Here is a 12,710-nt window from a genome sequence, read left to right as displayed (position 1 = left end):
AATAGTGGAACTATGCTTCCTGATAGCAAAGACACTCCAGCGGCCATGATTGATAATGCAGGAAATGATCAAGTGGTATTCATTTCCTATGACCGCACCAATTCCCCACTTGCCCAGCAGTTACAACATGACCTGATGCGAGCAGGCCTGTCAGCATGGCTCGATAAGAGCGATATCTCTTCTCATGACCCAGACTGGCAGTCTTCGATTGCTCAGGCGATTAACTCCTGCTCTCACTTTATTGTGATTGCAACGGAAGAGTCTGCGGCTTCGGTTGCAGTAGCAGAAGAGTTTGAACTTGCCATTAAGCTCAACAGGCCTATCTTCATTCTTAGAACCTGCGCTTTGGTTTACTTGCCGAAGACTTGGCAAAAGCGCCAGATTCTTGATTTTACTTTTGCTGAAGTAAGCTATCAGGACGCCATAGGTAAGCTTATCATTGACCTGGGTTCAGATCCATCCTTGTCGCCAGGCCTTCTCCATCTACTCAATGCTGAAACTCTGACTGTAGGCAGAGCAGCCAGCACTCTTACGAACAATTCTAGTTTCACTCTTAAGGGCACTACATTCCGCTATCTGCCCTTCGCTCCTTCTGCCTATTCAATGTCTTATCTGATAGCACCGGAAGATGCTGATCTTTGCTTACCCCCCAGCCTCGCCTTCTTTTGTAAGTGCACTGGCCGAATCTCGAGAGGCGACACCATCCAGGAGGTAGTGCAACATCGCCTAGAAGAGCGTTTGCCACCATGGGTGCTCATGCTGAAGGGGCATGTCCCAAAAGAATCAGAAAGCTTTCGGATTCCGGTAACTGCACCACGCATCTGGAATGAACTTGTACGCTCAGTTGTAAGACTTCTTGAAGCACCTGGGATAAAAGGAAGGCCTGTTGATCTCTATCTGGAATGCCCTGCAGTTCTTGCCTTTGAAATTGGATGTCGCTTGCGTGGGATGGCTCCCTTTCGCTGCTTTCAATATGAGTATGGAAGTACGTACTTCAATGTCCTTTGCAGCGATCACGGCGTTTGGCAGCCTCTTCATTCATCCAAGGCATGAAGCCGGCCATGCGGATGCTAAGTCAATATGCAAGTATAATTATTGGAAAATGCTTGGCTAAAACGGAACAGCTCTAAACTCCTTCTCTTTATCATTGATGCAGTGCATAAGTGCCTCCGTATGCCGGGGTTCATAGCCCCTAATCCGATTTGATCCATGTCGATCTTTGAAGAGCACAAAGATTTCAAGATAGCCGCCATTCCACGGCTCAATACGAGCCTGGCCTGGCTGCACCCCAGTACGATGAGTAGTCTGCCAGTCTTCCAAGGTCTTGGAGTTGAGCTTGGGAAGCATACGATTCCAAACTTGACCAACTTGCAGAAGCATCTGGATTCGATGCCGACGATCTCCCTCGATCCTTCCAGATAAATAGGTGTTCTTGAGCATGCGGGGATCTAGGAAGCCATCACGCACCTCGCTTGGAGGTGCCTGATGGAACCAATGGATGGCTTTTGCATCGAGCTGTGATTGGCAGTTTCTGACCCAAACACTCATGAAGTCGGGATGAATGACTTCTCTCCATGAAGCCACTTGGGTTCCCAGTGGAGACCCGATCCATTCCTTGGCATGCGTTCTTGCAGTTTCCAATAGGGATTGAAGATCATCCACCGATTGAACTGCCAAATAAGGATTGGATTGAAGAAGTTTTGAATCACGCCATTGCCAGTGGCAACCAATCGGGGGCTTGTCAGATCTAAGGAAGTAGTTGGGCATGAAGATTCTGTGGTCTGGCCGGCGCCAACCACGTCCAAAACCACCTAATGTAAATGTGAGGGCATGCAAAGAACGCAAGAGGTTTACGAGCGCTTCTTTCTTGGTCGGCGAAAGAGAGGAAGAATTCAACCTCCATTGTAGTGATCCGGAAACTGCAAAGACTGGAGCCTCCATCCTGCCAGTACCACCAACTCCCTGATTAATTGTGTACTCGGCAAACACTGAGTCAACAAGCCCACGTGTTGGACCGCTTCTTCCGCCGCTAGTATTCTTAATTGATCCAAATATCTCACCGACAATGTTCTGTGCCTGATTGTCCCCACACAACCCACCAAACAGCCGCATGGCCATGGAACGAATGGAAGCTCTGAAGAGATTGGGCCTGAATTCGGGTGTCCTTGAGGACAACAATGTGGAAAGGGGGCCCTGGCCCTCAAGCCCGCACTCAAAAATCACATTCTTGGTGAGAGTGCGGCTGGATCCATAGGCTGCGCAAGTACGTCCGCCGAGGCCCAGCTCAAGTGCCCTTCGTAGGGCTATCATCACCTCCTGCCATTCTTCTTTGCTAATTGATGGGTCTGAACTACTCAGCCCAATGCAGAGGACTGGCTTGTAAAGGCTTACAACTGCGTTGGCATTGTGACTGATCTTTCCATTGTTGTCTGGATTTCGCCAAAGCTGCCAGGCTTCTTGGGGATGAGCCACATCCAAGAGACGTTTTCGCCATGCACCGCTCGTGGGCCATGCTCCGTGAAAGCGAAGGATGCCTTGCTGATCTTTATCAGAATGTTCTGATGTGTTAGCGCATTTTGATCCGCACCAGCGCAACATCCTCTTAAGGCCAAGGCGCTTCTCTTCCGGAGAGCAATTGTCAAAGGCCCTTCGAAATAATCCCTTGATGCTGCTGCCAGGAATCACCGGCCAGCCCCCAGCCGCGATCACAGGGCGAATGAAGCCGTCGTCGACTCCACTGTTACTGATTAAGCGCCAGTCGACAGAAACCTCAAACACCCGGAGATGACTATCGACGAAAGGAGAATCTCCCCTCGCTCCTTCCAGCCATTCATGAACCCAGGTTTCAGCGTGTTGAGCCTTTGCAAACTGACGGGTGCAACGACCATTGACCTGAGCCCGATACTCCATCGGGACTTCGTCGGCTTCTGACCTATGATCTAAATTACGTGTGCGTGTCATTCTAAGCACCTGGGTCAAGCCGTTGTTTCCACCAAACCACTGCATCACAAAGGCTAGTAAGAACGCTTAATGCAATTTCTTGTTCTTCGGGTTCAAGGCTCCAAAGGTGCTGAGCCATTACCTCAGCAGAATGGTTGTGCAATGCATTGTCTTGAGGTTCAAGGTAAATATCCACTTGTTGAAGTTGAATCACTAGTGTTTGCCACACATCCTTCCAGAAGTCTGCATCGTTTTGAGAAGATGTTCGAACACGAATCTGCTCTCCCCAGAACCGCTCCAATCCGTAGCCACATGTAGTTCTCATCTTATAGGCCTCTTTAAGGCTCTCGCGGCCCCTTTGTAGGGCTTGAAGCACAGCCCATTGCGCTTGGTGGTCCAGGCTGAATGGTGTCCAGGACATCAGTTGACCTCCATCGACAACTTGACTTCGCAGCGTCCACAGCCCACGCTTTCCAAACCGCCAAAGTAGACCTCAGCCTCCTGGCATGGGTTTGTTTCTTCATCAACACCGAACGGGGCCCAGTCGTTTGTTTTCCAGCTAGACCCTCGGCGAATAGCAACCGGAAACACCATTAATGAACCTTCAGGTATGGCTTCAAAACCAAAGAAGCCACCCCTCGATGCAAGCTTCTGAGTATCCTGCAGTCTCACACGGCTTTGCCGATAGAGAGCCATGTCGTGAATTGAGCCGATCGATGCATCGCTTACCACCACCAAACGATTCGAGGGCAGATCTGCTTCACTCACATTGGGGAGACGCCAGCGCGTAAGGTTGTCAGAAGGTGTGAGTGTCATAAAGCCAAGGTTGAAGAAAAGCCTTGTGCTTTCACCGTTTGCATTGGACCTGCCAACACCCCTGCTGCAGGTAAACGATTCCGGGATGTCTTTAAGAAGCTCTTGCTGACCTGTGACTTCTGCATAACGCTTCAGCAGCCTCGGACTGCTGACCCACACAATGGGCTGCCCTGGGCTGAACACCGGGATCCACACAAGTGAAGCATGTTCAAACTTAACTCTGGCTTCACTGAGGATCACCGCGGCGCCTTCCTCTGAACCTCGCTTCGAAGAGGCCTGTCCGTACCAGAGGTTGCAAGCGTCTTCGTCCTGCCTGAGTTCTGCGCGGAAGCGGCCACGCACAGAGCTGCCGGGAATAATTCCAGTGCGTGTGTAGGCATCTCGAAAGATCAAATTGAGATTGCCTGTTTCCTCGCCTGCTGAAGCCCCCACATGCAAGGGAGCCAGGGTTCGAATGAGGCCGTAGCGTCGAGCGTAACTGGATTTCATCGGGTTGATTGTTTCTTCGGGGATTTGTGCAGGGAGCCTCGTAGCGCTTACGGACCTTCTGGATGGAGTGGCAAAGCAAGACCAGTTCCAAGCCGCTTAAAGCTGAAACCTTCCCGTGGAAACCAGTCCTCAGACCACTGAGCCCATGGCTTCAGGCTGTGGCCAGATGGCAAATGGTAACAACTCCCAGCGACCATCGCCCACCGACCTCTCGATAGGCGGCGAACCCCTGCTCTTTTTTCAGGGTGCACAGTAGATGGAGTGCCATGTCCCAAGTGATGGCGCCAAGAACGTGGCCGCTCCGTCAGAATGCCAGGCCCTTGGTTCTTGCTGTGAAACGGGAACGCAGGTTCTCCGAACCGCTGCTGGGCTGGCCTTTGATCTTCCGGCTCACGCTTCGATAGGCGGCTCGTCCCCCATACACCAGGCGTTATCAGGGAAAAACATTCCAGGTGATCATGCCCCAGTAGCACCTGCAGTGGTTTAGGCACTGAATGGGTGGAGATCTCCACCAAATGCCCCTCACCACCAAAACGGTAGACGCCGTCATCAATTTTGTGGCTACTGAGATACGCCAGTGCAACTGCAGGATCCAAGGCAACGGCGTACTCAAGGAAGAGTGCATCCTGCTGTGCGCTCACTCGTTCATCGTTCCGGAGCCTGGGATGCAGGTGAGGCACTGCCTTCCACGGATCATCCCAGATTGTGAGTGGGCCGCTTTCACTGACGCTGTCAAATCTTGTGATGCGATCCCACAAACTGATCGGGATCCATCCCCCACGCAGAGGTTTGTCCGGTGGATCATTACCACTGGCTGTTATCCAGCCTGTCCGCTCCGATTCCTCATGCCAGATCAGCCTCTCCACCACTTCCCGCTGTTGATCAGCATGGCTTCTTCGACGTTGGAGCAGGGTTAGGGGAGCCGGCACCATCAGATCAATATCGAGGCTAGCTTGGCCTCCACCTAGCAAATGATCTGTTAACTGATGCCAGAACGGACCTGCCGTATGGAGATGCCATACATCCCCCTTTGGCAGATGTGCAGCGAGCAGGCCGGCAAAGGCAGGGCTGTCCGGGGGAAAGTGTTCTCCAGCTTTGCCAGTCAGATTTTCAGCCGATAGGAACCGGCCACTGCTCGCATACAACAAGCCCAAAGGCTTCAAACTGATCAGATAGCTAAACGGTAGGTTGGTTTCAGGCATCATGCGTTCTCCAGCCGCCACGTTCTGTCTTGTTCGAGTGAGGCCATTACCTGGGCCATCGACAACATCCAACGCGCGAGAGGCATGCCTATACTGCTGTGAGCGAGACGGGGATCATCGTAGTGAACGGTGATTGGCGGTGGTAGCTCCTCTCCATTCACTGGCGGGAAGTATGCATTCCACATCACCTTGGCCATGGATTCGCTATGGGGAGAACGGACATCACATGGAGCGTGCTCTCGAGAAATGGATTCTCTGCGAAGAAGATGTTCTAGATCCTCTGCGAGGTGGCGCCATTTTGCATTGTGACCCTCATTCTTTTCCCTATCGCGGTAGTGTAGCCTCACCTTTGGAAGAAGCCACCAAGGGCAAACCCATTCAAGATGCTGGTCACCGCGAAAGAGGAGCCGAAGAGTAAACCGATTCCTTCCGTGTGATTTGGCACTTTGCTCTGCTTCACGCGAATGCTGCAGAGCCTCCCGTTGCGGCACCTTGCTTTGGGCCCAGACCAATCCCATGGATATTGTGAGGCCAGGAGCGTGGCCGTTGGAGTCGTTCGAGTGAACTGGGCTCAGTGGCAAAGCTGCATTGTTGTTTAAAATCCAGAGAGCAGGGAAAACGTTCTCAAGCCAATTGAATAGATCGATGCGTGTGAGGTCTTGAGCTCCTGGCTTTGATTCATGAAGGGCCCCAAGGAGATCGTCTCCACCTGCATAGATAACGGTGGCTTTGTTCTCCATATGATCTGGCACTTTTTTGTAGAGTTGCTCAGCCCAAGAGCGCATGGTGGCACTGAACTGGTGGAGCACCTTCGGCTCAGCAGCCGGATCAGTGCCACGCATTTCGCGTAAGTAAGCGCCCACGCCATCACCATCCGCCATGAACCAAGCGGTGGTTTCTGATCCCGCCAAGGTTTCAAAGCGCTGAGGGAGGAGATCACCAGTCTTCTCATCGCTTTGGTTACTCCCTGTGATTAAGGGTGAACGAAAGGCCTCTTTGGCAACGTCTTTGTACGTGACCAGGCGTTTCACCAACTCAGGCAGGGAAAGCTCTTCACTTGATGATCCATCAATTCGAGTGGCGCAGAACGCACCTCCCAACATCTGGTTGATCGCCCCCATAAACTCCTGCACTTCCTTCCCAACCTCTTCAGAATCCAACTTCCAGGGTGGAATGTTTGCGCTCATCGACGGCCTACAAATCGCATCTGCGCCTCCAAGAGTGGAACTCTCTCCCGTCCAGTTGATGGCTGTCCATGCACGTTCGTTCTTTCGTATCGCCAGCCTGCGCCGCGCGGCTTCAACTGTTTCACCTTGGGCATGGAACATCTCCCAAGCGTTCTTGTGCCACAGCTTCCAAGCCGCATCCCATGAATAGTTGAATTGTGGAGGTGGGCAATGAGTAACTAGCCATTTCCTCGTGGCATCTAGCACACCGCCCCAGGCTTGCTCTAGTGCATCCACTCCATATCCCTTCTTGTAGTTGCCACTAATGACCAGCGTGTTGGGTGTACCTCTCGACGTGCTCACCACTGCAGGACTGATGACCAGCAATCCTCGCTGCTTCGCATCATCCACAATCGCCTTGGCGAGGAAGGACAGCAGCAGGGAGCTTCCATACAGATCCCGCAACTTGCGCGAGGAGCTGATGAAGCCTTGCACCGGAGCAAAGGTGACAACGGTGAACACCGAGGCGGCGACAGCTGGCTGAGCTGTGGGCTCAGGGAGGGAAGGCAACGGCCTTGTTCGACTCAGAGGGTTCTAAGCGATTCCTTCCGATCCTGCAGAGAATTTCATGCGAAGTTCCAAAATCCGCCAGCGAGCCTGACAAATCAACTGGTTTCGGTTGTTCGCATGAAAAACCTGTGCTACAGCAACGGGGCCTGCAGGCTGGATGCTGTCCATTGCCGAACCAGGCACGATGTTGTTGCCTCCCACCCGTCGCCTTGCCCTTGTTATTCAAGGATTGATCAGTTTGGTGAATGGCGCGATCGCCTTGGTTGTGCTACTGATCGCGCCGCTCGGCCTGGCGAGTGTGATCACGCTCACGCTGCTGATCACCGCCAGCACCTTCTGCTGCGGAATGGTGGGCCGTGTGTTGCAGCAGTGGCTGGAAGGGTCTGCTCGATTTGATGGGATGGCGGCGGCCTCCCGCTCCAGGAGCCTTCTGCCGGGCAGCCGGCGCCTGCCGAAGCGCTGATGCGCAGCCTCTATCTGTTGCGTTCCTATGGCAGCGCTGGCCTTGATGGTGAGCAGTTGGTGGTGCGAAGCGGCGGTGAAGAACACCAGCGGGTGCAGCTGCCTCTGCTGGATCAGATCCTGGTGATGGGCAACCTGCAGCTCAGCACTCCACTGATGCGTGCTTGCTTGCAACGAGGCATCCTGGTCGCATTTCTGAGCCGCCACGGCTGGTGCTACGGCCGCTTGCAACCCGTGGAAGGTGGCTATCGACATCGAGGCCGCCATCAGTTGATGTTGGGGGAGGCGGATCGCCTGGCAGCGGCCACCAGCTTGATCGCGGGGAAGATCGCCAATGGCAGGGTGCTGTTGTTGCGGCTCACCCGCCGCGACCGACGGGAGCTGGTGGCGAGTGCGATCGAGCGGCTGAGCTGGCACCGAGATCAGGTGCGAAAGGCGCGATCGGCCGATCGGCTGCGGGGGCTGGAAGGCAACGCTGCCTCTGAATACTTCGCGGCACTGGGCAGATTGCTGGAAGGGGATGGCTTCGCCTTTCTGGGCCGGCACCGCAGACCACCCACCACTCCCTTCGACGCCCTGTGCGGCTTTGGCTATGCGGTGCTCTGGAATGGACTGCTCACCCGCATCGAACTGCAGGGACTCGACCCCTATGAAGGGGTGCTGCATGTGGGTTCGGCACGCCATGCGGCCTTGGTGTCGGATCTGATCGAGCCCTTGCGCACCTTGTTGGTGGATCCGCTGAACGTGTGGCTGATCCGCACGCGCCGCATCCGCGCCGATCAGGGCTTCGTTGCCCGCGATGGTGGCCTCTTTCTTGACGAAAGCAGCCGCCGGCTGTGGCTCAACAGCTGGTCTACGTCCATGGCGGAAACCGTGACCCTGCCGGACGGGCAGCTGGGGCCGCGCTGGGAGCTGCTGGATGGATTGGTGCGCGCCTTTGTGCGGTTCGTGTATGCGCCCAGTGATGGATTGATGGTGCCGCAGCGGCGCTAACCCATGGAAAGAGAACAGCTCTGGGTGATCGCTTACGACAGCCCCAGCAACAAGCGGCGGCGAAAGCTGGCCAAGCTGCTGGAAGGCCATGGCGTGCGCGTGCAGTGGAGCGTGTTCGAGTGCCGACTGCGGCCCGAGGAAGCAGGCCTGCTGAAGCAGCGGCTGGCCCGGCTGATCCAGCACGACGCCGACAGCGTGCGCCTCTGGCCGTTGCCGGCAGCGAGCTGCGCGCGAACCGGCCATCTCGGCAGACCCGTTGCCACCGCTGAGTGGAGCGATCCGGTGATCTGAGCGCGCAGCACCCGAATCCGCCAGACCCCAGTGTTTCCGTGAAGCTGCGCGCTGCTTTGCAGCGCAACGGATCTCAGCGTTTACCACACCCTTGCGCATGGTCCCACGGGGGTCCATAGTTGAGTTGCGCGCAAACGGCCTCCGGATCGCTTGCACCGCAAGGCTCTTTAGGGCCACGGGGTCACCACTCGCTGGTGACACCACTTAATTGGAAACCTTAGGTATTGGAATCGTATCGTACGCCCAAGCGTGCGGTGTCACCACTCGCTGGTGACACCACTTAATTGGAAACCAGGTACTACTTCGCGAGCCACCTGACTAACAACACGTTCGGTCACCACTCGCTGGTGACACCACTTAATTGGAAACATTCCCTTGAGGATGCTCACATTTGGTATGAAACATACCTGGGTCACCACTCGCTGGTGACACCACTTAATTGGAAACTGTTGGATGGGCAGCTGAGATCAGCAGAAGGCGGGGGTCACCACTCGCTGGTGACACCACTTAATTGGAAACAACTAAGATCAGTCCATGCAAGCTGCACGCTCAGCAGCCGGTCACCACTCGCTGGTGACACCACTTAATTGGAAACCGCTAATTCGCGACGCCATCAAGCAACGCAACTTTGATGTCACCACTCGCTGGTGACACCACTTAATTGGAAACGCCAGGTGGGCTGGCGAGCCGCAAGACCGGTAGAAGCTGGTCACCACTCGCTGGTGACACCACTTAATTGGAAACAAACCCCGGGCTTTAGGCCGGGGAGGGATAGCGACGGGTCACCACTCGCTGGTGACACCACTTAATTGGAAACCCAGCAGGGGGTTTGGCCCTGCTAGAAGTCCATGCACGCGGTCACCACTCGCTGGTGACACCACTTAATTGGAAACCAATGCAACCATGAAGGTGTAGCGGACCATGTGCTTGAAGGTCACCACTCGCTGGTGACACCACTTAATTGGAAACTGGACGTGATCCCCGGCCCGCGCCTGGCCGGCTCCACCGGTCACCACTCGCTGGTGACACCACTTAATTGGAAACTTGGCTGTGAGTGGAAGCGTCTTGTGTACTCTACTGCCATGTCACCACTCGCTGGTGACACCACTTAATTGGAAACCCGGTCGTGTGGGCCATAGGCCTCCTTAAAGTCCTAGGTCACCACTCGCTGGTGACACCACTTAATTGGAAACTTGAAATGGAGCCAGCTTTTGGTTGGTCATGTTCTTGAAGTCACCACTCGCTGGTGACACCACTTAATTGGAAACTACCCTGACCCATGATTCATCAACGCTTAGGATAGCCTCCAGTCACCACTCGCTGGTGACACCACTTAATTGGAAACAGGAAGAAGTCGAGAAAATGTTCACCCTTACTCAGCGTCACCACTCGCTGGTGACACCACTTAATTGGAAACCCTCGGGAGGAGTGCTGTTGCGGAAACAGGACGGCGCTGGTCACCACTCGCTGGTGACACCACTTAATTGGAAACTATGCCATCAACCCCGGGATTGGCTCCGGGAGCAAGGGTCACCACTCGCTGGTGACACCACTTAATTGGAAACCTTCTCTCGAAACTCGGTGGGGAAGCTGATCAAAAACGCGTCACCACTCGCTGTGACACCACTTAATTGGAAACTGTTTCGGTATCACTTGGGCACAGTTGCTGCCAAAGTGTCACCACTCGCTGGTGACACCACTTAATTGGAAACCCGTCAGACGCTCAGCTTCCTGTTCGGCAACGGCCAGCGCGTCACCACTCGCTGGTGACACCACTTAATTGGAAACCTTCGGTGACAATCTGGCGAACGGTGCGGGTTTCTTTGTCACCACTCGCTGGTGACACCACTTAATTGGAAACACCGCCATCATTGACACTTAACAGCGTAAATCCTGCGTCACCACTCGCTGGTGACACCACTTAATTGGAAACCCAGACAACTGTAAAACCTGAAACCTGTAAGCCTCGTGTCACCACTCGCTGGTGACACCACTTAATTGGAAACCTGTCGCATAAAACCTATCTAACCTGTGATCATACAAGATAGGTCACCACTCGCTGGTGACACCACTTAATTGGAAACATCGCGGCCGACGCGCTTTCCGTCTTGCCTGAATGGTCACCACTCGCTGGTGACACCACTTAATTGGAAACGGCAAGCTTGGACTCAAGCGCTTCGTGAGGAACCAAGAGTCACCACTCGCTGGTGACACCACTTAATTGGAAACGGGAGCACAGCCGTGCATCCCGTGTCCCACTCTTCCGGTCACCACTCGCTGGTGACACCACTTAATTGGAAACAGGGCTATCGAGGGCGCATCAGGGCCTTCGAAGACCGTCACCACTCGCTGGTGACACCACTTAATTGGAAACATTATGTCCGTTGTAAGAGACTACTACTGTACCTCCTTTGGTCACCACTCGCTGGTGACACCACTTAATTGGAAACTCTTGGAGAAACTGGTTTTCACAAACAAAGAAGAGCAAGGTCACCACTCGCTGGTGACACCACTTAATTGGAAACGACTTTCTTCGAGTACGAGTAATCAAGGCGATACACTGTCACCACTCGCTGGTGACACCACTTAATTGGAAACCAGCCCACAGGTAGGGTATTCCTTACCAAGGGTGAGGCGTCACCACTCGCTGGTGACACCACTTAATTGGAAACCCTGAGAGTTCCTTCGTCCGTGGTGTAGTAAAAGGCGTCACCACTCGCTGGTGACACCACTTAATTGGAAACGAGTGCACGGTGTTCAGAACGTTCTGCGACTGCAGGCTCAGTCACCACTCGCTGGTGACACCACTTAATTGGAAACGCCGAAGCTCAGCTCGCCAATGATGCTGCGTTCAAGCTGTCACCACTCGCTGGTGACACCACTTAATTGGAAACTGCGGTGGATGCCGCTGTCAATGCTGCAGAACTCTTGTCACCACTCGCTGGTGACACCACTTAATTGGAAACTTGAGTTACATACGTTTAAAACACTACCATTACCTTTGTCACCACTCGCTGGTGACACCACTTAATTGGAAACTTGCCGTCAACCACACGCTCCTCGATGATCATCTCCAAGGTCACCACTCGCTGGTGACACCACTTAATTGGAAACGCCTTCTCCAGCTTCAGGGAGACGTGAGCCTCAAACGAAGTCACCACTCGCTGGTGACACCACTTAATTGGAAACAGCTGGCGTAGACGCTTGGTTTGCAGGGACAGACGTGTCACCACTCGCTGGTGACACCACTTAATTGGAAACGCGGGTGCTTATGTCCGCAGGAGCTAGTAAGGCTCGAGTCACCACTCGCTGGTGACACCACTTAATTGGAAACTTTCCTCCCAAGAGTTCCATTGTGGTACCGGAGCTTGTGCGAGTCACCACTCGCTGGTGACACCACTTAATTGGAAACTTGCCGCGTCAGGCCCAGCCCTGGCCGGATCCCCTCGTGTCACCACTCGCTGGTGACACCACTTAATTGGAAACGGTTCGTTAAGCAGCTGCTCAATCAGCTCCACGGGGGCCGTCACCACTCGCTGGTGACACCACTTAATTGGAAACCTCTGCAATGGCGTCGAGCGTGTCTGGGGACCAGTTACCGTCACCACTCGCTGGTGACACCACTTAATTGGAAACTACCCCTAATGGTAGGTACAAAGGTGTTCTGTTCATCGTGTCACCACTCGCTGGTGACACCACTTAATTGGAAACGGGTGATACTGGTCGTATGATGTATGATATGCATCAGTGTCACCACTCGCTGGTGACACCACTTAATTGG

The 12,710-nt window shown here is 54.0% G+C and carries 8 protein-coding genes and 1 CRISPR repeat array (1 of these 9 cut by a window edge); of the genes, 4 read left to right on the top strand and 4 right to left on the bottom strand.

From position 1 onward, the window contains the following. Nucleotides 1-12 precede the first annotated feature (12 nt). A complete protein-coding gene (locus KBY97_RS00500; protein WP_255144689.1) occupies nt 13-1,053 on the top strand; it encodes a toll/interleukin-1 receptor domain-containing protein in 1,041 nt (346 codons plus the stop codon). A gap of 57 nt (nt 1,054-1,110) precedes the next feature. On the opposite strand, the gene KBY97_RS00495 is transcribed toward KBY97_RS00500, so the two are convergent. From KBY97_RS00495 to KBY97_RS00480, 4 genes are all read right to left on the bottom strand, one after another. After that, nucleotides 1,111-2,961: an RAMP superfamily CRISPR-associated protein gene (locus KBY97_RS00495; RefSeq protein WP_255144688.1), complete on the bottom strand. Its 1,851-nt coding sequence runs from the start codon at nt 2,959-2,961 to the stop codon at nt 1,111-1,113. A gap of 1 nt (nt 2,962) precedes the next feature. Further along, nucleotides 2,963-3,361, bottom strand: a complete 399-nt coding sequence (locus tag KBY97_RS00490; protein ID WP_255144687.1) for a hypothetical protein — start codon at nt 3,359-3,361, stop codon at nt 2,963-2,965. Beyond that, the gene (locus KBY97_RS00485; RefSeq protein ID WP_255144686.1) at nt 3,361-4,245 is read right to left on the bottom strand and encodes an RAMP superfamily CRISPR-associated protein; all 885 of its coding nucleotides are present in this window, start codon (nt 4,243-4,245) and stop codon (nt 3,361-3,363) included. Before KBY97_RS00485 ends, KBY97_RS00490 begins: the two co-directional genes overlap by 1 nt. A 1,201-nt stretch (nt 4,246-5,446) precedes the next feature. After that, entirely contained in the window at nt 5,447-7,135 is a 1,689-nt protein-coding gene (locus KBY97_RS00480) for a Cas10/Cmr2 second palm domain-containing protein (protein ID WP_255144684.1), read from the bottom strand. A 232-nt stretch (nt 7,136-7,367) separates the two neighbouring features. Here KBY97_RS00480 and csx18 point away from each other — a divergent pair, with 232 nt between their 5' ends. Genes csx18 through cas2 form a run of 3 tightly spaced genes read left to right on the top strand, consistent with a single transcriptional unit; the run spans nt 7,368 to nt 8,929 of the window. After that, nucleotides 7,368-7,646: a CRISPR-associated protein Csx18 gene (gene csx18, locus KBY97_RS00475; RefSeq protein ID WP_255144683.1), complete on the top strand. Its 279-nt coding sequence runs from the start codon at nt 7,368-7,370 to the stop codon at nt 7,644-7,646. Further along, nucleotides 7,646-8,638: a CRISPR-associated endonuclease Cas1 gene (gene cas1, locus KBY97_RS00470; protein ID WP_255144682.1), complete on the top strand. Its 993-nt coding sequence runs from the start codon at nt 7,646-7,648 to the stop codon at nt 8,636-8,638. Before csx18 ends, cas1 begins: the two co-directional genes overlap by 1 nt. A gap of 3 nt (nt 8,639-8,641) precedes the next feature. After that, the gene (gene cas2, locus KBY97_RS00465; RefSeq protein ID WP_255144680.1) at nt 8,642-8,929 is read left to right on the top strand and encodes a CRISPR-associated endonuclease Cas2; all 288 of its coding nucleotides are present in this window, start codon (nt 8,642-8,644) and stop codon (nt 8,927-8,929) included. Nucleotides 8,930-9,109: 180 nt separating this feature from the next. Further along, a CRISPR array of direct repeats spans nt 9,110-12,710; the repeat unit is 36 nt; unit sequence GTCACCACTCGCTGGTGACACCACTTAATTGGAAAC (it continues 5,495 nt past the right edge of the window).

Source organism: Synechococcus sp. ATX 2A4 (assembly GCF_024346375.1).
Classification (GTDB): domain Bacteria; phylum Cyanobacteriota; class Cyanobacteriia; order PCC-6307; family Cyanobiaceae; genus MW101C3.
The sequence above is the reverse complement of the archived record's forward strand: the minus strand, read 5'-3'. Positions and strand labels throughout refer to the sequence as shown.